Genomic DNA, 20043 nt, shown 5'->3' on the forward strand with positions numbered 1-20043 from the left:
GAATGTCCAGGTGGGGACTACTGCGCTGGAGCTCGCCGTTCTGGCGCATCTGGAACACGGTGACCTGATCTGCGCGCAACTCGCCCGCCGGACCGGAGCATCGAAGAGCGCTGTGCAAGGCCTCCTCGATGAGCTCGTGTCCGACGGGCTGGTATCGGCGCATCCGGATGAGCGGGAGCCGACCAGTCATCGGCTAACAGCTCTAGGAGCCACGCGGCTGATGCGGTTGCGTGGCTTCTCCGAGCAGCAGGCAGCGGCTGACTGGGAACAGTCAGCTTCCACCCAAGAGCGGGTCCGGCAAGGGCAGACAGTGAACACCGCGAAGCGGGCGGCGCTGGAGCACGCCGTACTGGCTCAGCTGGAGCATGGCGGCCGGACGCAGGACGAGCTGGTGCTGCGGCTCAACACGACGGTCGGGGCGATGCGTCCGGCACTGGCTGCGCTGGTCGCCTGGGAGTGCGTGAGCCGGCGGCCCAAGGACAATCTGCCGGACACCTACTACCTCACTGCGGCCGGTCGTAGCCGGCTCCAGTTCGTCCGCACCCTCCTTGCCACACCGGACGGCGCATCCGGCAACCTGGCGTTCGTCGCACTCCAGCAGCTACCGCCACCGTCACCTCCGTCGTCGCCAGTGCATCCGGCCCGCCCAGTAGACAAGGTCCCGCTGTGGCGACAGCTCCGCTCGTGGGTGCGGCGCAGCCACTGAACTGCTGCTTTTGGCATTTGGGTGAGGCAGCGGCAGACCCTCGTCCTGCGGGAGGATGAGGGTCTGGGGCTACGGAGGGGGATCCGGGTGGGGAACTCGGCGTTGGAGTTTGCGGTGTTGGCGCATCTGGAGGGGGGAGAGCTGCTTCAGGCCGAGCTGGCCAGGCGGACCGGGGTTTCGGAGCCGGCTGTGCAGTCGGTGCTGGATCCGCTGGTGGCGCGGGGGTTCGTGGTCCGCCAGCCGCAGGGGGTTGAGCCTCCGACCTTCAGGCTGACGATGACGGGAGTGAAGCGGCTGAAGAAGCATCGCGAGTACTCCGAGGCTCGGGCTGGGCAGGAGTGGCGGCGGGCGCCGGCTGAAGAGCCGGAGGAGCCGGAGAAGCAGAAGCTGGTCACCTGGACCTGGGCGGGGGAGACACCGCCAGCACGGGAAGGCAATCCGGCGCTGGAGCAGGCGTTGATCGAGCAGCTGGAGCACGCTGCGCTGCCCCAGGCCGAGCTGGTACGGCGGACCGGTGCGCCGCCGAACGACGTACAGGCGGCCCTCGACAAGCTGATCGCGGAAACCTTCGTCGTCCGGGTAGAGCAGGACGATCTGCCGGCCGAGTACGAGCTGACGGAGGGCGGGGTCGGACGGCTCAAGCTGGTCCGCGAGTTCGCCGAGTCGCCGATGAGTGCGATGGGGAAGGTGCTGGGTGCGGCGGCCACGGAGGCGGTGCAGCGTCGTCGTCGCCCGGCCGCGGTGGTGCGCTCGTCGAGGATGCTGTTGAGCGACAGCGACCGGGAGGTGTGCTCCACTGCGTTGGCTGAGCAGTTCGGAGCCGGGCGGATCGACATCGCGGAGCTGCAGCGCCGGACCGACCTGCTGTACGCCGCGACCACGCGCCGCGATCTCGGCGCAGTCTTCGAAGGCTTGCCGGCCCCGTCGCTGGACCGGGAGTCGACGGGGAAGCCCGCACCAGGGTGGCGGTCCGGCGCGGCAGGCTGCACGTCCATCGTGTCGGTGTTCTTCGGGCTGATGGGGCTGGCGCTGATCAGCGGCCACGACGACGTAGATGATGTCGTGGTCGGCCTGCTGCTTGTCGGCGGAGCGGTGGTGTGGAACTACCTGGTCTGGTCCTGGGCTCGCCGCAGGGTGAATTAGCCTGGGGGCGTGGAGCCTGTTTTGCGGTTGGCGGTGCGGGAGGACAGCGCTGCGGTGGCAGAGCTGGGGCGTGCGTCGGTGCTGGAGCTGTTTCCGGCGTTCCATGACGCGGTCGAGACAGCCAGTGCAGCGAAGCACATCACCACGCTGGATCCCGCACTGATCGACGACGGCACGTACTACGTGCACGAGGTCGGCGGGGAGATCGTGGCGTGCGGTGGCTGGAGCCGGCGCAACAAGCTGTTCAACGCCAGTACGGCGGGCGCTGACGACCGACTGCTGGATCCAGCGACCGAGCCGGCTCGCATCCGGGCCATGTTCGTCCGCAGCGACTGGACGCGACGGGGTCTGGCCAGAGCGATCCTGACTGCCTGCACCGATGCTGCGCGCGCAGAGGGCTTCACCCGGCTGGCTCTGATGTCGACGCTGCCCGGAGTGCCGCTGTACAAGGCTTTCGGGTTCGTCGAAGTGGCGCCTGCCGAGCTACCGATGCCGGACGGCGTCGTACTGGCTGGCGTAGCCATGGAACGATCGATCGAGGAGAACACTCAATGACTGCAGGCACTACAGTCACCGCCCCCGACGGCACCGAGGTTGTCCTTGGTGAGATCGGGACTCGCGTGCTGCTGAAGAACTCCCGTGTCCGCGTCTGGGAGGTCGCACTCGCGCCGGGGGAGGCGCAGGGCTGGCACCTGCACCACAACCCGTACGTCGTGCTCTGCCTGTCCACGTCCCCGTGTCACATGGACTGGCTCGACGGGAGCCCGGCACGCGAACTGAGCGAGACGGTGGGTGGTTCGGTCTACCGGCCGGTGTCTCCGGTGCACATGCTCACGAACGACGGAGACGCGCCGTACCTGAACCGGCTGATCGAGCTCCTGGACCTCGGCGAGGAGGCGTCCGGTGAGCCGTACACCGCAGCCGGCAGCGCCGAGGCCGGGTTCGACCAGGTGGGCGAGGTCCCGGCGAAGGTGGTTGTCGACGAGGACGACGTACGGGTGCAGCACGTGACTCCGGACGCAGGGGAGACCTACACCTGGCACACCGGCGCGTACCCGGCGCTGGTGGTCGACCTCGACCTGGCGAACCCGGACGTGACCTACCTCGAGCCTGGGGAGAGCTACACGCTCCCCGCCAAGCCCGAGCGCACGTCCGGCTTCAACCTGGTCGAGCTGCGCTACTACAGCAAGGCGCGCACCTGATCCCCATCGCGCGCAGCCAGCACTGCGGCGGTGTCGATCAGTCTGAGATCGGACTGCCGCAGTCTGGCCTTCACCAAGGGCACCTGCGGAGCGATCGCACTCAACTCGTGCACACCTAGCGCAGCGAGGATGACGGCGGCCTGCGGGTTGCTGGCCAGGTCACCACACACTCCCACCGGTACGCCGGCGTTGCGGACGACGTGATCGACCAGCTGCAGCACGGCCGGGTCCAGCCCGTCCGCCAGGGCAGCCACGGCCGGATTCGTCCGGTCGGTTGCGGTGACGTACTGCGTGAGGTCGTTCGTGCCGATGCTGACGAAGTCCAGGTCCGCGGTCAGCGTGGCTACCCGCAGGGCGGCCGCGGGCACCTCGATCATGATGCCGACCTTCAGGCCGTCCGGGCGCGGTCCGAGCTCGTCCAGTGCCCAGGCGACCTCGTCGGCGGTGGTGACCATCGGGAACATCACGTGCACGGGGATCTCGGCCGCGATCTGCCGGACCGCCTCGAGCTGGTCGCGGAGCAACTCCGGCCGCCGCCGGAAGGCCCGCAGCCCACGCTCACCGAGGAACGGGTTGGCCTCGTGGTCCAGCGGCAGGAACGGCAGCGGCTTGTCGCCACCGACGTCCCACGTGCGGATCGTGATCGGCTTGCCCGGCAGCGCCGCTGCCACGGCCCGGAACGCCTCGACCTGCTCGGCAACGCTCGGCGCCGTACGACGCTCGCCGAACAGCAGCTCGGTCCGCACCAGCCCGGACCCCTCCGCGCCCCGCACCGCGAGCGCATCCTGCACCGTTCCGACGTTCACCAGCACCGCAACCGTGCGGCCGTCGACCGTCACGGCCGGCAACTCCGCCTCCGTGGCCGCTTGCTCCTGCTCGGCCTCGCGCTCTGCGATCGTCGCCCGGACCTGGTCCACATTGGGCTCGACCTCGAACGAGCCCTTGCGGGCGTCGAACGCGATCACTGCGCCGGCCGGCACGTCCACGTCACCGATCCCCGTGATCAGGGGGATCCCACGCGACCGAGCCACGATCACACCGTGCCCAGTAGCCCCGGCCGCCCGCACCGCAACACCCGCGAACCGCTGTCCGTCCAGCATCGCCGCCGTCGCCGCATCCAATTCCGGTACGACGAGGATCGCGGGCTGGTCGGTCTCGACCTCGATCGGGCTGTCCTCCGTGGTGCCCGTCAGGTGCCGCAACACCCGATCACGCACCGCCCGAACGTCCTGTGCGCGCTCCCGCTGGTACGCATCGTGCAGCGCCTCGAACCGCTCTGCGAGCCGGTCGAAAACCAGCTGCCAGACGTTCACTGCCGACGCCCCGCGATCCAGGACCTCGCGAATCTCCTTCAGTTGCTGACGATCGGTCAGCAGCGCCAGCTGTGCCTCGAAGATCCCAGCGAGGTCCGGACTCGCATCGCGCAGCCTCCGCAGCTCCTGGGCGACCGCCTCGACTGCTGCTTCCAGACGCGCCGATTCGTTGTCCCCGGCAACATACCCGCTCACGTCGACGCTGCCGCTGGCAAGCACGGCAGGACCGAACGCGACGTCCAGGCCGGACCCACCCTTGTCCCCCGCCGCGGGCGTACCCAGGCGCGTCGGGAAGCGGGCAGGCTCGTCGTCCCCGAAGTTCTCGGTGGCCAGATCCTGGATCGCGCCCAGCGCCGCATCCGCCTCCGGACCGTCGGCCGCGAACCGCAGCAGATGCCCACGGATCGCATTCAGCGTCGCGACCATGCTGAGACTGCCGGCGTCGACCGGCCCATGACCGGTGTCCACATCCGTCACCGTGACCCGAGCATCGAAGCTGTTCACCAGCCCGACGAGTCGCGCCGCCGGACGCGCGTGCAGCCCGTGCTGGTTGCTCACGACAACCTCAATGGTTTGCCCGGACTCGACCGCAGCGGCCGACTCCGGCGCGGTGCCGCCGCCAAGGTGTTCTTGCTTCCCCAGCAACCCCCGCTCGGCCTCAACCGCGACCGCGTCCAGCGACGCACCGGTCGCCGCCGTGACGACCGCCGCCACCAAACCCTCGACCAGCGGAGCACTCGTCAACCGAACCCGCGCAGCCACCTCGGGATCGACAAACTCCAGCGCCAGCTCGGCGCTCAGCACCGCACTCCCCAGATCCACCAGCACCAGTACGCCATCCGCCGAATCAGCCGCCGCGATCGCCTCGGACACGGCCACCGCGTCCGTACCGAACGTCGTCTCGTCCAGCCCAGCCGCCACGACGATCGCCGGTCGATTGCCATCGGCAACCATCTCGGACGCCAGCCCGACCGCCGCGGTCGCCAGCGCGTGACTGTGCGACACCACCACGATGCCGATCATGCGAGCGTCCGTGCGGCCGACTCGAGCAGGAGGGTGGTACTCGTCGCGCCCGGATCCTGGTGGCCGATGCTCCGCTCACCCAGATAGCTCGCCCGGCCCTTCCGAGCCTCCAGTGGCACAGTCCCATCCCGCCCCTTGGCGGCAGCCTCGGCGGCAGCGGTCAGCGCGGCCCCGAGATCACCTCCACCCGCGACGGCAGCGTCGTACGCATCGAGAGCAGGCGCCCAAGCGTCATACATGGTCTTGTCCCCCAGTTCGGCCTTGCCACGCGCCAGGATCCCGCCGACACCGGCATGCAGACCCTCGCCGATCGAAGCAGGCGTCAACTCGACACCCGCGAGCGCCGTACCAAAGCGCAGGAAGAACGTCCCGTACAACGGCCCGCTGGCTCCACCGACCTTGCTGACCAGCGTCATCCCAGCCTTCTTCAGCAACTCGTCGACCGAGGTGAACGACGTCTCGTCCAGTACGGCGACCACCGCCGCGAACCCACGATCCATATTGGCCCCGTGATCCGCATCCCCGATCGCCGAATCGAGCTCAGTCAGGTACGCCGCGTTCTCGTGCAGCACCTTCGCGGAATCCCGCAGCCAGTCGGTGAACTTGTCGATCATGTGCCCCACCGTAGACCGGGCGTGTTAACGGGAGCGTCCCAGAGCCGGACGAGCTCGTCGTCGACCTTCAGCAGCGTGACCGAGCAGCCGGCCATCTCCAGCGAGGTGATGTAGTTGCCGACCAGCGAGCGGGCCACGGTGATACCGGCGCGGTCGAGGATCTGGGCGACCTCGTTGTACATCAGGTAGAGCTCGAGCAACGGCGTACCGCCGAGTCCGTTGACGAACGCAATCACCGAATCGCCTTGGGAATAAGGGAGATCGGACAACACCGGATCGACGAGCAGGGAGGCGACCTCGCGGGCCGGGGCCAGTGGCAACCGTTGCCGGCCGGGCTCGCCGTGGATGCCGATCCCGACTTCCATCTCGTTCTCGGCGAGTTCGAACGTCGGCTTACCCGCCGCCGGGACCGTGCACGACGTCAGCGCCATCCCCATACTTCGGCCGTTGTCGTTGACCCGCTTCGCCAGGTCTGCGACCTCCTGCAGTGAGCGCCCCTCCTCGGCCGCCGCACCGACGATCTTCTCCAGCAGCACGGTCACGCCGACACCCCGGCGACCGGCCGTGTAGAGGCTGTCCTGGACGGCCACGTCGTCGTTCGTCACCACCGACAGCACCTCGGTGCCGGCGTCGGCCGCGGCCAGCTCGGCAGCCATCTCGAAGTTCATCACGTCGCCGGTGTAGTTCTTCACGATGTGCAGTACGCCGGCGCCCGCGTCGACCGCCTTCGTCGCGGCCATCATCTGGTCCGGCACCGGCGAGGTGAACACCTCACCCGCACATGCCGCGTCCAGCATCCCCAGCCCGACGAACCCGCCGTGCAGCGGCTCGTGCCCGGACCCACCCCCGGAGATCAGCCCGACCTTCCCTGGTCGCGGCGCCTCCTTGCGATAGACGATCCGGTTCTCGTGGTCCACCCGTAAGCGGTCCGGATGCGCGGCCGCCATACCGGCCAGCGCTTCACTCACAACATCGGCAGGGTCGTTGATGAGCTTCTTCATGCCACCATCTGAGCACAGGACCACCAGGAACGGGAGCCCTCATCGGGGCGGCCGGACCCGCTGCACCACCTTGACCCCGGGGGCGCCGCACCAGCACGTGTAGTTGAGTTCGTGGATCACCTCGCCGCCGAGAGCGACCCAGCGCGTCAGCCCCGTCACCATGCTCAGCGGCAGCAGGCTGCGCCGGTCGCACGCCGAGCACACGATCACGATCATCCGTGCCCCCAGTCGTAGGTGCGCGCCAGATGTAGTCGCACGACCTGCTCGTGCCGGCGCAGGACCTCGCGCGCGTCGTCCAGCCACCAGCGCCACCGCAGGGCGCGGCTCACTCGGAGTCGGTCGGGCATCGCACACCCCCAGTTCTACTGACACGATTGTTTCAGTAGAAACTGTACGGCGGTTCGCCGGAACGCAAAAGCCCCCGGCTTTCACCGGGGGCCCGAGCGGTCGGGAGGGTCAGTCCTTTGGGCGCAGGAGCGGCCGGACGACCTCGCGGGCGTCGTGGATCCGGGACTTGACCGTGCCCAGCGGCGCGCCGACCTCGGCGGCGATCTCCTCGTAGGAGAGGCCGTAGACGTCGCGGAGGACCAGGGGAGTGACCATCTGGGGACGGTCGCGTTCGAGCGTCTCCAGGGCCTCCAGGAGGTCCAGGCGGGTGCCGGCGATCACGGAGGTGGTCCGGGGGTCCGGCTTCTCCATCGTCTCCGGGTTGTGCGCCGCCTGGGCGGTGCGCTTCAGCTTGCGGTAGGTCGAGCGGGCCGAGTTGGCCGCGACCGAGTGCACCCAGGTCGAGAAGCTGCTCCGGCCCGAGAACGAACCGATCTTGGTGGCGATGTTGAGCAGCGCCTCCTGGGCCGCGTCCTCGGCATCCGCGGAATACGGCAGGACGCTGCGGCAGATCCGCAGGACGCGCGGGTGGACCAGCCGAAGGAGGTCGTCCATCGCGTTCTTGTCGCCCGCCTGGGCCTGCTCGGCCAGCTTGGCGAGGTCGTCGGACGGGCTGGTGCTCTCGCTCATCTGCGCCTTTACTGTCTCGGCCCCGGTCAGGGACTCTCTGTACTACATAATGCCTTGTATGGGGGTCCCAACCAGACTAGGCCGTTACGTCGTGCGCCGACGCCTGGGCTCAGGCGGTTTCGCTACGGTATGGCTTGCTCACGATGAGCAACTGGACGCCGAAGTGGCGATCAAGGTGCTCGCCGACAACTGGGGGCACGACGAGACCGTACGCCGCCGGTTCCTCGAAGAGGGCCGGTTCTTGCGCCGCGTCGAGTCCGAGCACGTCGTCCAGGTCCACGATGTGGGCGAGTTGGAGGACGGCAGGCCGTTCCTGGTCCTGACCTACGCCGACCGCGGCACGCTCGCCGACCGGCTCAAGAAGGAGCCGCTGGCACTCCCGGTGGCCGTCGACGTCGTCGTACAGATCGGCCGTGGGCTCCAGGCGCTGCACCGGCGCGGCCTGCTGCACCGCGACGTGAAGCCGGCGAACGTGCTGTTCCGCAGCACCGACGACGACGGCGAGCGCGCGGTCCTGTCCGACCTCGGCCTCGGCAAGTCCCTCGACGAGGTGTCGAGGATCACCCTCCCCGGCGGCACCCCGTCGTACGTCGCTCCCGAGCAGGCGATGGGTGAGCGCCTCGACCAGCGTGCCGACCAGTACTCGCTGGGCGCCGTCGCGTACGCCGCCCTCACCGGCCGCTCGCCGCACCAGGTGGACGGTCTGGGTGCCGCGGGCCGGGTGACTGCCCCGCCGCCCCCGAGCTCGCTCGGCTTCGCACTGCCGGAGCAGATCGACGCGGCGATCCTGCGCGCCCTCGACCCGGACCGGACGAAGCGCTGGCCCGACGTACCGACGTTCACCCGTGAGCTCGTCGGCGGCCTCAACGAGACCACCCACGGTTTCGTCGCGAAGACCCGCGAAACCATCACGATCGGCGAGGCGGACGACGAGGGCGAGGTCACCGCCCTCAGCGACGCCAACCAGCCGACCATAGTGAAGACCGACGCCACCGCCGAAGCGGTCGCTGCCGAGGACGAGACGGCGGTCGTCGCGACCACGGTTCCCGAGAAGCGGTCGAAATCCAAGAAGGCCCGGCCCGCCGAAGCCAAGGTCGCCGAACCGACCTCCGCGCCAGTTGTGTCCGCCGAAACTGCGACCGTCAAGGCTAGTACGACGGGATCCGACACCGCGGGTGGTGACACGGCGACCGTCGAAGCCGCATCGGTGGGTATCGCCGGTGGACTCGGCGAGACCACAGCTCCCGCGAAACCCCGGAAGCGCCGCCGCGCCCGCTGGGCGATCGCCGCCGTACTGGCCCTGCTGGTCGGCGGCGGCGCCGGCTTCTTCGGCCAGCGGTACCTGTCCGCCAACCAGTTGGTCGGCGTCAGCTACAGCAGTTTCACACTCGAGGTCCCGCGCGGATGGCTGAACTCGGTCGCCGAAGAGCCATGGCAGCCGCCCGGCGCCAAGGCGCAGTCCCCAGCGGTCCGGATCAGCCAGACCGGCGACTGGGGATCGAGCGCCGGCGTCTTCGTCGGCAAGGCCGGCGTAAAGGCCGACCAGTTCAAGCTCACCACCGACGACAGCTTCCAGTGCGAGATCAAGGAAGAGCCGACTCCGTGGGGTCAGGGCGACACCGCGTACAGCGAGCAGGTCTGGCAGAACTGCGGCCCGGGCAGGGGTATGCTCCTCCAGCGAGTCGTGGTGACGGGGACCAACGACTCGATGCTCATCCAGGTTCTGATACCGGGTGACGACCGCGAGCTGGCCCGCAAAATCGCCAGTTCGGTCAGGTTCACCGGCTGAGGCCACAGGGGGGATGAGCGCCTTGCCCCATATCGCTCGACCTGTCTGAGGAAACCCCTGTGCGTATCACCACGGAACGGCTCCGCCCGTCCCCTGCCCTGATCCAGTCCACCCGCCGCCGCTTCTACCGGCTGCGCTCCTCGATCTTCCGCACCATCTGGCCCGTCGACTGCTGAGCCGTCAGGACGGCGCGAGCGGTACGTCGCGCCGTACGACGCTCTCCGAGGCGTGGTCGATGACGTCGCGCAGCGCAGCGGCGTCCTGGGGAAGCCCGGTGACGCCCAGCTCGACGGCCACGTCGCCGCTGTCGTCCGCGACCCAGCGGACGATGACGTGGCGCAGGATCGGCAGTGGCTGCAGCTCTTTGGCCGGCACGAAGGTGTAGGTCAGCGTCGCGACGTCACCGTCGTCGACCTGGGACAGGATGGTCATGTGCTGGTTCGCCGGCAGAGCCTTGAGGTGCGCGACCTTTTCCGCCATCGAGGCGGCCGGCGGCCGGGTGAGCGGGAAGCCGCTCAGGATCCGCAGCCAGCGCTTCGTGTTGGCCTCGTTGAAGCGAGCGGTGTTCCTGTCGCTCTGCGGGCTATAGGTCCAGTCGCTCGGGACCTTCAGGGTGATCTTCGACTTGAGCGTGCCCTGCACGTCGAACGTCTGAGTCTCGTAGCTCAGGTCGTCGACGCGCAGCGGCTTGCTGTCGTCCGGCTGGGGCTTGCGGGAATCGTCCGGGGTCGGCTTCGTGGCCGGCGGCGGTGTCACTGCGGTGAGTTGGCCGAGGGGCATGGCTTTGCCGGTGGCCGAGACCGAGCGGTCCAGGGCGGTCAGCCAGCCCACGCCGTACCCGCCGGCGCCGCCGATGGCGATCATCGCCATCAACCCGGACGCCAGCACTGCAGTCCCCCGACGTGCCATGCCTGCCCCACCTCCCCAGAAACCCGTCTACTGGAGAAGACCGCGGACTCCGGCTCAAGGTTGCATCAGCCGCGTAACAATTCCGTGAAACTCCACCCAGTACGAACTGAGATTGTCTCAGTCCAGCGGCCTGACCGACGCGGCCGCCTCCTCGGCGATCCGGTCGAGAGCCTTCTGGTCCTGCGGTAGTCCGGTGATCGACATCTCGACGTTCGCGCCGGCCTGGCCGGAGGTCGCGACGTATTGAACGATCACATTCCGCGTCCACTCCTCCGGAATGTAGGAATACCTCAGCACTGAAACCCGCCGCGACTGGCCGTCGGTCCCGGTGACGGTGTCGTCGGACTGCCCGAGAAGCTTCAAGGTGTCCTCGTACGAGACGTTGGCCTGCACGCTCGGGACCAACTGGTCCCGCCGCAGCTTCGGGGACTGCTTGACCGGGTAGACGGTCGCCAACCGGATCCAGCGCACGCCCTCAGGATCGATGACCTTGATCTCGCCCTTGTTGGTCACCGACTCCTTCCATCCGACCGGCACCCGCATCCGCAACCGCGCCGGTGGCTTGTCCGGCATCTCGACGTCATAGGTCTGCCAATGAAACTTCAGGTCCTCGGGGAGGAGAGCTTCATACCCGTTGTCCTTGGGCGTCTTCCGCGGTAGCGGCGTCGTACTTGGCGAGATCGTCACGCCGCCCAGCGGAGCAGGTAGTCCGGAGGACACCGGGTGCGGCGGTTTGGTCAGCTCGCCGGCGTAGTAGCCCCCGGCAACGCCGAGCACGGTCGCCAGCAGCAACCCGCCGACCAGGACCACCCGCTTCACCCGCACCGAGCCATCTTCTCAGGCACCCCACCCACCGAACCAAACCGACTCATCCTGGGGTGTCGTCCGCCAGCTCCCGCCGTACCTCCATCAACGCAAAACCCAGCAGGTTGAGCCCCCGCCACTGCCCAGGCTGCTCCGCCCGTACGTCGTCCGCCGCCAACCCGATCCCCCAGATCCGATCCACCGGGCTGGCCTCGACCAGCACCCGATCCTTGGTCCCGAGCAAGTACGCGCGCAGCTCCTCGTCCTGGCCGAACTTCGCCCTGTTCGCCGCGACCACGATGTCGAACCGATGCTCCGCCCAGACCACTGTGTCGAAGTTCCGCACCTTGCGCCCAAGGGTCTTGGCTTGTGCGGGACTCGGTACGGCGAGGATCTCTGCGAGCGTCTGCTCATCGCCGAAGGTCCTCGCCTTATCGGCCATCATGAAGTGCTCGGTTGTCGGATACCTGATGATCACGAGGCACCCACCAAGCTTGCCAGCTCAGTAGACCTCGATGCGGTCGAGGCTGATGACGGTGCTGGAGGAGGCGGGGTTCTTGTCGCCGGTGACTCGGATCTTGAGGGTGTGGGGGCCGGGGGAGAGGGCGGGGCTGAGGTAGGTGAGGTGTTCGCCGACGCGGATGGAGCTGTAGTAGTCGACGTGTTGTTCGGGGCCGCCGTCGATGGAGATGGCGGCGATGCCGTTGCCCCGGTCGATGACGCTGAGGAGGGCGACCTGGGTGCCGGTGAAGCGGATGGTGGCGGAGGCGGCGGGGTCGTTGCTCCAGTGGTCGTCGCTCCAGAAGCACTGGTTGCCGCAGCCGGATCCGGAGCTCCAGTTACCGGCGTACTCGACCTGGTTGAGGCCGGTGCCGGTCTGGGTGTCGTTGATCCAGTAGTTGGCCGAGCCGGGGTCGCCGGAGGGCAGGGTCTGGGTGGCGCCGGCGGCCAGTGGGCTGCCGAGGTTCGGCGTACCGTCGGCGTTCCAGCTGATCTTCTGCGCGCGGGAGGTGCGGAAGGCGTAGGTGTAGGTGCTGGTGTTCTTGCCGTGGTAGGCGATCCAGTCCTCCTTGCCGTCCGGCGACTTGAAGAACGAGTGGTGGCCGGGGCCCCAGACGCCGGTGGAGTCGTTGCGGGAGAAGATCGGGCCGGGGTGCTGCTTCCAGTTCGCGGCGACCATCGGGTCGGCGTTGTTGGCCAGGCTCTTCATCCACAGCTGGTAGTCCGGCTTCCCGGTGTCGCAGCTGGAGTACGTCAGGAAGAGACGGTCCTTGCCGTACAACGGTGTCGGCCCTTCACGGACCTCGCTGCAGCCGCCGTCGGCCGGGATCGCCACGCGTTGGCCGAAGGACGTCCACGGGTTGCTCATCCGCACGATGTAGAGCTGCGCCGGTCCGCCCTGACCACGGCCAGGGCCGGTCCAGACGAAGTACTGCTGGCCGTTGACGGTGATCGGCTCACCGTCGATCGCGTACTCACCGAAGTCGGCGATCTTCGCCTTGAACGTGTACGTGCTGAGCGGGTCGTCGTTCTCGGACTCGAGCACGTACATGCGGTGGTTGGCGTCCACGCCGTCGGAGGCGGTGTAGTAGATGTACCAACGGTTCCCGACGTGGCGGAACGCCAGCGCCCACATCTGCGTGTTGCGACTGGTGTTGCTGTCGCGCCAGACCACCTTCTCCGGCTGGACCAGCAGCGTCGCGAGACTGTCCGACGACCAGATGCCGATCCGGTCGCCGCGGGTGGTCGCGACGTAGTACTTGCCGTCGTAGTACATCAGCGACGGATCCGCCGACGGGTTCACCGGGTTCCGGAACGTCTGGGACATTGCCGCGTGCTCCTGGATCTCGGCGGCAGGGGCAGTGCTCGCGACGGTCCCGATCAGGACAGCGCCGAGCAACGTGCTGAGGATGGGGCGGACGAACCTCATGGCAGGACCTCTTCCGAGCCGCTGTGCCAACGTTGTAGAGGCCTTTCTACGATGCTTCTACCAACGTTGTAAACAGTTCACACCACGATCGAACAGTCAGCGCCGGAACCACGCCCCGGCAGCGGGCGTCGAAGCTCGCATGAAGCTCAAGGTGCGGGTCGTGCACTACCGGGAGGACTCCTGGTACGCCGACATCGACGACGCCGACGACCGTCAGCCCGACGATCCCTACTGGTACGCCGACGGCTGCCGCACGCAGGCGGAGGCCATCCGGCTCGCGTGCGCCCAGCTCGCCGTACTGGATCAGGCCGTTGCCGCGGGCATTGTCCTGAACCGGGTCAGTATGTCGATGGCGGCTGCGTAGCCGGATCGATACCTGCGGATGCCCGATGAGCTCTGGTAGCGGATGGTGACTCGCCGTCATCATGGAGCGATGTTGGGGGAATCAGCAGGGACCAAGGGCGAGGCCACGATCGAGCAGATCGGCCGGCGCAGAACCTTCACCAGGACACTGCAGCTCGCGATCGTGCTGGCCGTCGTGCAGTGGCCGATGCGGCACGCGGCCCAGGCCGGCGCCGACTGTGATATCCCGGGCCGGCTGTCGTTGCTGGTCGACGGCACGTTCATCATGGCCTACGTCTATGCGGCGTACCGGGGCTACAAGTACGTCCGGTTCCTGAATCGCCAGCGCTGGCAGACGGTTGCGGCGGTCGGTTCGTGGCTGGTCTTCCTCGCCGCGGTCCTGGATGTCGTCGAGGACGTCAAGCTGTGGTCCGACTTCGGCGCCGGTGCCTGCGCGGACCTGACGACCGGCTTGCTCACCACGGTGATGCACGCGACCTTCGTGGTCGGCTGGTTGATCATTGCGCTTTGCTACTTCGCGACCAGCCGCTTCGGTCAGCAGAAGCTGCACGGTGTCGAGCTCGAGCCGCCGGCCACGTTCTCCCCGAGCCAGGATGGTGGTCCCGACGCCGGCAAGCTGGTGATCACCTGCTCGGGTGGCGGCATCCGGTCCGCGTCCTTCTGCCTCGGTGCGCTGCAACACCTGCGCGAAGAAGGCTTCTACGACAAGGCATCCACGGTCATCGGAGTGAGCGGCGGCGGCTACACCGCGGCCGCCTTTCATGTCCTTCGTCGTGCCGTCCCGGACCCGTTCGCCCAGGGCTCGCCCGAGCTCGCCCGCCTCCGCCGCCAGACGCGCTACCTCCTGCAAGGTGGCCGCGCGGTCTTCCTGGCCGGCTTGTCCGTCCTGTTCGGACTCATCGTCAACCTGCTGCTGATCGGCATCGTGCTGCGCTCGGTCGCGTGGGTGCTCGGCTGGTTCCTCGGCAACCAAGGGGTGATCAGCGAGGGTGGCACCGAGATCCTCGTGACCTGGCGACCGGACGGCTCCTGGAACTTCCTCGCGCTCGCGGTCGGCCTGCTCGGGATCAGCGCTGCCGTCTTCCTGATCGAGAAGGTCTGGGATCGGTGGGCGCGGATGCCCGACGTGGTCCGCACGGTGCTGAACTCGATCAGCAGCGTCTCCCTCCGGTACGGCGTCCCGGTCGCGGTGCTGCTCCTCGGCGTACCAGGCGGTCTCTACCTGGTCGGCCAACTCCCAGGCGACACCGGATTGCCGTCCGAGCTGCTGGCGCTGGTGGATCCGACCAAACAAGGTGTCGCGTCGTTCAGTGCCTTGGTCGTCGTGCTTATCGGTCTCGGCCGCTCGGTGTGGAACGGGTTGGCGACCGAAGGCGCAGAGTCGTCCAAGCTCAGGGACCGGTTGCTCGCGTTCGCGCGGACCAAGCTCGCACCCTGGGCCGGTACGGCGATCATCGTGCTCGCGGCAACTATCGTGCTCCTGCGCTGGACCGGCGGCTACGCGACCGACGAGGACTTCGCGAGGGACTGGAGCGTCGCGGCGATCCTGGCTGCAGTTGCCATAGGCATCAAAGTGTTCACCGACGCGAACCGCACGTCCCTGCACTCGTTCTACCGTGAACGCCTGTCCCGCGCTTTCCTGGTAGAACGCAAGCCCAACGGTTCCGCAGCCGCAATCGACTACTACAAACGCCTCCGCTACTCCGAATGGGCAACCCCCAAGGTGGAAGAGCCGAAGGAAGACGCTCAGGGCGAGCCGGCGGAGCCGAAGGTGGTTGGGCCGCGGCTGGTGATTGCGGGGGTTGCCAATGTTGAGGATGCGGATTTCGTGCCGACGCAACGGGACTGTGTGCCGTTCGTGTTCGATTCGGACTGCATCGGCATCATCGGCGACCGTTCGCTCCCGGATGGCGGCCGGCGCCGGACAGACGACTACGAGCGGGAGGCGGACGTGCTGCTGCGCGAGGTGACGGTGCCGGCCGCGATGGCGATGAGTGGGGCCGCGCTCAGTCCGCTGACCGGTCGCGTGAACGGGCGGACCCGCCCGATCCGGCTACTGCTCGCCGTACTGAATGCGCGCCTCGGTGTCTGGCTGCCCAACCCGTACTGGAACAACCATGTGGACGACGCCTTCCCGCCGGTCACCGGGTTCTTCCCCAAGCTCAGCCGGTACGTCGGCAGTGTCATCGACAAGCCTGGTCCGTACCGGCTGCTGCGGGAGGCGATCGGGTCGCCGTCGATGTACGACCGGCGGATCTACGTCACCGACGGCGGTCACTACGACAACCTCGGTCTGGTCGAGGCGCTCCGCCGCAAGCCGGCCCAGGTGATCGTGATCGATGCGTCGAACGATGCCGAGGACCGGTTCAGCGCCCTGGCCGAGGCGATCGCGACCGCCCGGATGGATCACGGCATCCAGATCGACATCGACCCGTCGCCGATGGTCCGCGGTGCCAAGGCGCGCGCGGACCGGGCCTGGGTCTACGGCATCGCGACCCATCCGCAGACCGAGGACGAGGCAGAGAACAACGAGGATCCGTACAAGACGGAGATCTTCTTCGTGAAGGCGGTGCTCGCGGGTCAGCTCGACTGGGACCTCGAGGTGTACGCCCAGCGGCACACCGACTTCCCTCGGCGCGCGACCAGCGACCAGTTCTACGACGAGTGGGACTTCGAGGCCTACCGCTCACTCGGCTTCGCGCTGGCCGAATCGCTGACCGGCCACCACCGGGTCAAGAGCCGCCTGAACTCGCCCTAGGCAACGGTCTGTTACTGAACCGGTTGGCCCTGGCCACAACCCCACAGCCTGTGGATAAAGCATCAGTTGATCCTGCGGCTGCACGTGCAGTCCGCAGGGTGAGCGATCGCTTGCCGTGCCGCGGTCCTGGTGCTTCGATGTGTGGCTGTGCCGGAAAACTTTACGAAGATTTAGTCGTGACCTCCGGCGCGCCAGGTCGTTGATCAGTCGGACAGTTTGGATCAACGGCACAGATTTGCCTGGGGAATCTGGGAAGGACCGCCCGTGTACCGATTCAATCCGCCACCCGATTGGCCCGAGCTGCCCAGTGACAGCTGGCGGCCGCCGCCAGGGTGGGAGCCGGATCCCGAGTGGCCGGACGCGCCGGACGACTGGGGTTTCTGGCTCGGCTGGACCGGCCGCCCGGCCAGTGGCCCGATCGGTGCCTTCGGATCCGTCGACGCAGGCCGCCTCGAGCTGGCCGCGGTCGACCCGTCGCTCGTCCTGATGCACGCCTGAGTCTTGTTCCAAGCCGGCTCCCGTCTTCCCCCGAGGCGACGGGAGCCGACTCATGCTGTCATCTTATCGCTATCCAGTGTTATCTTCTCAACTGACCTAACAGTGTGAGGGGAGCCCGGGTGGCCTGGATCGGCATCGACCTCGGCACGCAGAGCGTGCGGGCCGTGCTCGCCGGTCCCGACGGTGCCGTCCTGGCCCGGGCGGCCCGGCCGCTGACCAGCGTCCGCGATGGTGTCCGCCACGAGCAGGATCCGCAGCAATGGCTCGACGCCGTCGACGCCTGCCTGGCCGAGATCACGCCGTCCGCGGGCGCTCTGGAGGGCATCGCGATCTGCTCAACCTCCGGCACCTTCCTCCTGACAGACCGCGCCGGCCGCCCGACCACCCCGGCATTGATGTACGACGACGCCCGTTCAGCCGCCCGTCGTGTCCACATCGTGGACGTCGACCCGGACCGCTGGGCGACCTCGATGCAGCCCACCTGGGCCCTGCCGAAGGTCCTCGACCTGGTTGCCGACAGTGATCAACGCGTCATCCACAGTGCTGACTTCGTCGCCGCTCACCTCGTTGGGCACCCGGTCGCGACCGATACGAGCCATGCCCTGAAGACCGGCTACGACCTGGTCGCCGGCAGTTGGCCGTCCGCGGCCTTCGACAAACTCGGCCTGCCGAGCGAGATCTTTCCCGAGGTCGTCCGCCCCGGCACCGAGCTCGGCCGCACGCCGAGCGGTGTGCCCGTGTACGCCGGAATGACCGACGGCTGCGCAGCCCAGATCGCGGCCGGCGCACTGGCGCCGGGCGCCTGGAACTCGGTGCTCGGTACGACGCTCGTCCTCAAGGGCGTGAGTGAGCAGCTGCTCGACGATCCGACCGGTGCGGTCTACAGCCACCTCCACCCGGACGGCGGTTGGCTCCCCGGCGGCGCGTCCAGCAGCGGCGCCGGCGTACTGACCGAGCTCCTGCCGGGAGTCGACCTCGATGCGCTCAAAGCCCATCCTGTCGATGCGGTGATCTACCCGCTGACGAAGCCCGGTGAGCGGTTCCCCTTCGTCGCGCCCCAGGCCGAGCGCTTCACCATCGGCCACGTAGACAGCGATCTGGATATGTACGTCGCAGTCCTGCAGGGCGTGGCGTTCGTCGAACGACTCGCCTTCGAGCACCTCGTCGCGCTCGGGGCCGACCCGGTTCGCACGGTCTCCCTGACCGGTGGCGCAACCCGCAGCGGCTACTGGAACCAGCTCCGCGCCGACACCCTCGGCGTACCGCTTGAGCTCCCGGTGGCCGCAGACCCGGCGTACGGAATGGCTGTCCTTGCTGCCTCCGCTGGGGGCAGCGTCACTGAGACCGCCCGGCGGATGGTTCGCATCGACCGCGTCCTCGAGCCGCGACCGAGCCGCCTCGACGACCTGTACGCCGCCTTCGTGGCGGAGCTCGATGCGCGGGGGTACCGCGGATGAGGACCACGATCGTGCTGGCCCGGCATGGGCGGACCGCCTGGCATCACGGCAACCGCTACACCGGCTCGTCCGACCTGCCGATCGATGAGGTCGGCCGGCAGCAGGCCCAGCAACTGCGGGAGTGGGCGATCGACTTCGCGCCCGATGCCTTGTGGTGTTCGCCGATGCTGCGAGCTCGCCAGACCATCGCCCCGACCGCCGAGGCGCTCGGCCTGGAACCGACGGTGGACGCGCGGTTGCGAGAGGTCGACTTCGGATCGGCCGAAGGGAAGCGACTGGCCGAGCTGCCGCCCGCAGTGGCCGTGGCCTTCGAGCTCGACCCGGTCCGCGATCACTTCCCCGGCGGCGAGGACCCGGCCGCGGCCGCCGATCGGGTGGCCGAGGCCTTCGCCGAGATCGAGGGCGGCAAGGTCCTGGTGGTCGCCCACAACACGCTCATCCGGCTGCTGGTTTGCCGGGTGCTCGGCCTCCGTTTGAACGACTACCGCAGACTTCTTCCTGCACTCGGTCCCGCGGCGCTCGTGCGCTTCCGGCGTCAGGACGGCACAGTGGGACTCGAGGCGTACAACATCCCAGCAGGACGAATGGAGACCCCGTCATGACTGTTCACATTGCCACGCTCCGCGCGGCGGGTCCTGAGGCCTGGTTCCCTTTCTTCCCTCGTCTCTCCAGTCGCTTCGCTCCCTCCGTTCCTCAGTCCAGAAAGGGGGCCTCATGACCACAGAGCTCGACGGTGAGCTGAGTCGTCCCGCGCGCAGGCAGGCCGAGATCGCGGCGTACGTCGTGGAGCACGGCTCGGTTTCGGCCAGTGATCTGGTCGAGGCGTTCGGGGTGAGCGTGATGACTGTGCATCGTGACCTGGACGAGCTCGAGCGCCAGGGGGTGGTCCGCAAGTACCGCGGTGGGGTGAGCGCGCAGCCGACGAGCGTGTTCGAGAGCAATGTCGCGTACCGGCTGAACACCGCGCAGACCGAGAAGGCCGCGCTGGCCCGGTATGCCCGCACGCTGATCGAGCCGGGGATGTCGGTGATGCTGGACGACTCGACCAGCGCGCTCGCCCTGGTCGACCTGCTCGAGGACATCACGCCGTTGACCGTGGCAACGAACTTCCTGCCCGCGATCACCGCACTGACCGGCCGTCGGGACATCACGCTGGTTGCGCTCGGCGGGATCTACTCGGCGACCCACGACTCGTTCGGCGGGATGCCGTGTGCCGAGGCTGTCGAGGCGCTGCACACCGACCTGCTGTTCTGTTCGGTGTCGGCGGTCTCGCCGACGCACGCGTTCCACCAGGAGGAGGAGATCGTTCTGGTGAAGCGTGCGATGCTGCGGGCGGCGAAGACCAAGGTGCTGCTGGTCGACCACGCCAAGCTGCAGCGCACCGCCCTGCACCGGCTCGCGCCGCTGAGCGACTTCGATGTCGTGGTGGTCGACGAGAAGACCCCGGAAGAGCTGATCCGCCCACTGCGCGACCACGGCGTGACCGTGGAGGTCGCCACCTTCTAGAGGGGACCTG

General features: G+C 68.1%; 21 protein-coding genes and 1 pseudogene. 11 read left to right on the top strand and 11 right to left on the bottom strand.

Features of this window, described 5'->3' with window-relative positions:
• Positions 1–10 precede the first annotated feature (10 nt).
• From ACFCV3_RS35320 to ACFCV3_RS35335, 4 genes are all read left to right on the top strand, one after another.
• Entirely contained in the window at positions 11–706 is a 696-nt protein-coding gene (locus ACFCV3_RS35320; protein ID WP_376037852.1) for a MarR family transcriptional regulator, read from the top strand.
• A 114-nt stretch (positions 707–820) separates the two neighbouring features.
• Positions 821–1849 (top strand): DUF1707 domain-containing protein, encoded by a 1029-nt coding sequence (locus tag ACFCV3_RS35325; protein ID WP_376037854.1) that lies wholly within the window; start codon positions 821–823, stop codon positions 1847–1849.
• A 9-nt stretch (positions 1850–1858) separates the two neighbouring features.
• Positions 1859–2404, top strand: a complete 546-nt coding sequence (locus ACFCV3_RS35330) for a GNAT family N-acetyltransferase (RefSeq protein WP_376037856.1) — start codon at positions 1859–1861, stop codon at positions 2402–2404.
• Positions 2401–3051 carry a hypothetical protein gene (locus ACFCV3_RS35335; protein WP_376037858.1) on the top strand — a complete coding sequence of 217 codons (651 nt, stop codon included), beginning with the start codon at positions 2401–2403 and terminating at the stop codon, positions 3049–3051. The genes ACFCV3_RS35330 and ACFCV3_RS35335 overlap by 4 nt, the downstream gene beginning before the upstream one ends.
• On the opposite strand, the gene ACFCV3_RS35340 is transcribed toward ACFCV3_RS35335, so the two are convergent.
• The 7 genes and pseudogenes from ACFCV3_RS35340 to ACFCV3_RS35370 form a co-directional block, all read right to left on the bottom strand.
• Positions 3030–4922: a putative PEP-binding protein gene (locus ACFCV3_RS35340; RefSeq protein ID WP_376038009.1), complete on the bottom strand. Its 1893-nt coding sequence runs from the start codon at positions 4920–4922 to the stop codon at positions 3030–3032. The genes ACFCV3_RS35335 and ACFCV3_RS35340 overlap by 22 nt on opposite strands.
• A gap of 63 nt (positions 4923–4985) precedes the next feature.
• Positions 4986–5387: pseudogene (gene dhaM / locus ACFCV3_RS35345) on the bottom strand (dihydroxyacetone kinase phosphoryl donor subunit DhaM); the annotation flags it as partial.
• Positions 5384–6001, bottom strand: coding sequence for a dihydroxyacetone kinase subunit DhaL (gene dhaL, locus ACFCV3_RS35350; protein WP_376037859.1), 618 nt, complete (start codon positions 5999–6001; stop codon positions 5384–5386). The gene dhaL and the pseudogene dhaM, both read right to left, overlap by 4 nt.
• Positions 5998–7002, bottom strand: coding sequence for a dihydroxyacetone kinase subunit DhaK (dhaK, locus tag ACFCV3_RS35355; protein ID WP_376037861.1), 1005 nt, complete (start codon positions 7000–7002; stop codon positions 5998–6000). Before dhaK ends, dhaL begins: the two co-directional genes overlap by 4 nt.
• 39 nt (positions 7003–7041) lie before the next feature.
• On the bottom strand, positions 7042–7218 hold the full coding sequence (locus ACFCV3_RS35360; RefSeq protein WP_376037863.1) for a hypothetical protein: 177 nt from the start codon (positions 7216–7218) through the stop codon (positions 7042–7044).
• Positions 7215–7349, bottom strand: coding sequence for a hypothetical protein (locus ACFCV3_RS35365; protein WP_376037866.1), 135 nt, complete (start codon positions 7347–7349; stop codon positions 7215–7217). Before ACFCV3_RS35365 ends, ACFCV3_RS35360 begins: the two co-directional genes overlap by 4 nt.
• Positions 7350–7458: 109 nt before the next feature.
• On the bottom strand, positions 7459–8019 hold the full coding sequence (locus ACFCV3_RS35370) for an RNA polymerase sigma factor (RefSeq protein ID WP_376037868.1): 561 nt from the start codon (positions 8017–8019) through the stop codon (positions 7459–7461).
• A gap of 58 nt (positions 8020–8077) precedes the next feature.
• Here ACFCV3_RS35370 and ACFCV3_RS35375 point away from each other — a divergent pair, with 58 nt between their 5' ends.
• Positions 8078–9808 (top strand): serine/threonine-protein kinase, encoded by a 1731-nt coding sequence (locus ACFCV3_RS35375; RefSeq protein WP_376037871.1) that lies wholly within the window; start codon positions 8078–8080, stop codon positions 9806–9808.
• A gap of 180 nt (positions 9809–9988) precedes the next feature.
• On the opposite strand, the gene ACFCV3_RS35380 is transcribed toward ACFCV3_RS35375, so the two are convergent.
• The 4 genes from ACFCV3_RS35380 to ACFCV3_RS35395 all read right to left on the bottom strand — a co-directional run bounded on the left by ACFCV3_RS35380 (position 9989) and on the right by ACFCV3_RS35395 (position 13451).
• Positions 9989–10717: a hypothetical protein gene (locus ACFCV3_RS35380; RefSeq protein ID WP_376037874.1), complete on the bottom strand. Its 729-nt coding sequence runs from the start codon at positions 10715–10717 to the stop codon at positions 9989–9991.
• Positions 10718–10834: 117 nt separating this feature from the next.
• Positions 10835–11542, bottom strand: coding sequence for a hypothetical protein (locus ACFCV3_RS35385; protein ID WP_376037876.1), 708 nt, complete (start codon positions 11540–11542; stop codon positions 10835–10837).
• 43 nt (positions 11543–11585) lie between these two features.
• A complete protein-coding gene (locus ACFCV3_RS35390) occupies positions 11586–11999 on the bottom strand; it encodes an NADAR family protein (RefSeq protein WP_376037879.1) in 414 nt (137 codons plus the stop codon).
• A 24-nt stretch (positions 12000–12023) separates the two neighbouring features.
• Complete coding sequence (locus tag ACFCV3_RS35395; RefSeq protein WP_376037882.1) at positions 12024–13451, bottom strand: family 43 glycosylhydrolase; 1428 nt, start codon at positions 13449–13451, stop codon at positions 12024–12026.
• Positions 13452–13590: 139 nt separating this feature from the next.
• Here ACFCV3_RS35395 and ACFCV3_RS35400 point away from each other — a divergent pair, with 139 nt between their 5' ends.
• From ACFCV3_RS35400 to ACFCV3_RS35425, 6 genes are all read left to right on the top strand, one after another.
• The gene (locus ACFCV3_RS35400) at positions 13591–13815 is read left to right on the top strand and encodes a hypothetical protein (protein WP_376037884.1); all 225 of its coding nucleotides are present in this window, start codon (positions 13591–13593) and stop codon (positions 13813–13815) included.
• A 69-nt stretch (positions 13816–13884) separates the two neighbouring features.
• The gene (locus tag ACFCV3_RS35405) at positions 13885–16572 is read left to right on the top strand and encodes a hypothetical protein (RefSeq protein ID WP_376037886.1); all 2688 of its coding nucleotides are present in this window, start codon (positions 13885–13887) and stop codon (positions 16570–16572) included.
• A 264-nt stretch (positions 16573–16836) separates the two neighbouring features.
• Entirely contained in the window at positions 16837–17070 is a 234-nt protein-coding gene (locus ACFCV3_RS35410; protein ID WP_376037888.1) for a hypothetical protein, read from the top strand.
• 119 nt (positions 17071–17189) lie between these two features.
• Positions 17190–18527 (top strand): FGGY-family carbohydrate kinase, encoded by a 1338-nt coding sequence (locus ACFCV3_RS35415; protein WP_376037890.1) that lies wholly within the window; start codon positions 17190–17192, stop codon positions 18525–18527.
• Positions 18524–19129 (top strand): histidine phosphatase family protein, encoded by a 606-nt coding sequence (locus tag ACFCV3_RS35420; RefSeq protein WP_376037892.1) that lies wholly within the window; start codon positions 18524–18526, stop codon positions 19127–19129. Before ACFCV3_RS35415 ends, ACFCV3_RS35420 begins: the two co-directional genes overlap by 4 nt.
• A 112-nt stretch (positions 19130–19241) precedes the next feature.
• A complete protein-coding gene (locus tag ACFCV3_RS35425) occupies positions 19242–20033 on the top strand; it encodes a DeoR/GlpR family DNA-binding transcription regulator (protein WP_376037894.1) in 792 nt (263 codons plus the stop codon).
• Positions 20034–20043: the final 10 nt, after the last annotated feature.

The sequence above is a fragment of the Kribbella sp. NPDC056345 genome (assembly GCF_042262745.1).
Taxonomy (GTDB): domain Bacteria; phylum Actinomycetota; class Actinomycetes; order Propionibacteriales; family Kribbellaceae; genus Kribbella.

Excerpts from the sequence above, each read along its gene's own strand:
- ACFCV3_RS35335 (WP_376037858.1), top strand. The coding sequence starts at position 2,401 with ATGACTGCAGGCACTACAGTCACCGCCCCCGACGGCACCGAGGTTGTC.
- dhaL (WP_376037859.1), bottom strand. The coding sequence starts at position 6,001 with ATGATCGACAAGTTCACCGACTGGCTGCGGGATTCCGCGAAGGTGCTG.
- dhaK (WP_376037861.1), bottom strand. The coding sequence starts at position 7,002 with ATGAAGAAGCTCATCAACGACCCTGCCGATGTTGTGAGTGAAGCGCTG.
- ACFCV3_RS35360 (WP_376037863.1), bottom strand. The coding sequence starts at position 7,218 with ATGATCGTGATCGTGTGCTCGGCGTGCGACCGGCGCAGCCTGCTGCCG.
- ACFCV3_RS35365 (WP_376037866.1), bottom strand. The coding sequence starts at position 7,349 with ATGCCCGACCGACTCCGAGTGAGCCGCGCCCTGCGGTGGCGCTGGTGG.
- ACFCV3_RS35370 (WP_376037868.1), bottom strand. The coding sequence starts at position 8,019 with ATGAGCGAGAGCACCAGCCCGTCCGACGACCTCGCCAAGCTGGCCGAG.
- ACFCV3_RS35375 (WP_376037871.1), top strand. The coding sequence starts at position 8,078 with ATGGGGGTCCCAACCAGACTAGGCCGTTACGTCGTGCGCCGACGCCTG.
- ACFCV3_RS35380 (WP_376037874.1), bottom strand. The coding sequence starts at position 10,717 with ATGGCACGTCGGGGGACTGCAGTGCTGGCGTCCGGGTTGATGGCGATG.
- ACFCV3_RS35395 (WP_376037882.1), bottom strand. The coding sequence starts at position 13,451 with ATGAGGTTCGTCCGCCCCATCCTCAGCACGTTGCTCGGCGCTGTCCTG.
- ACFCV3_RS35400 (WP_376037884.1), top strand. The coding sequence starts at position 13,591 with ATGAAGCTCAAGGTGCGGGTCGTGCACTACCGGGAGGACTCCTGGTAC.
- ACFCV3_RS35405 (WP_376037886.1), top strand. The coding sequence starts at position 13,885 with ATGTTGGGGGAATCAGCAGGGACCAAGGGCGAGGCCACGATCGAGCAG.
- ACFCV3_RS35420 (WP_376037892.1), top strand. The coding sequence starts at position 18,524 with ATGAGGACCACGATCGTGCTGGCCCGGCATGGGCGGACCGCCTGGCAT.
- ACFCV3_RS35425 (WP_376037894.1), top strand. The coding sequence starts at position 19,242 with ATGACCACAGAGCTCGACGGTGAGCTGAGTCGTCCCGCGCGCAGGCAG.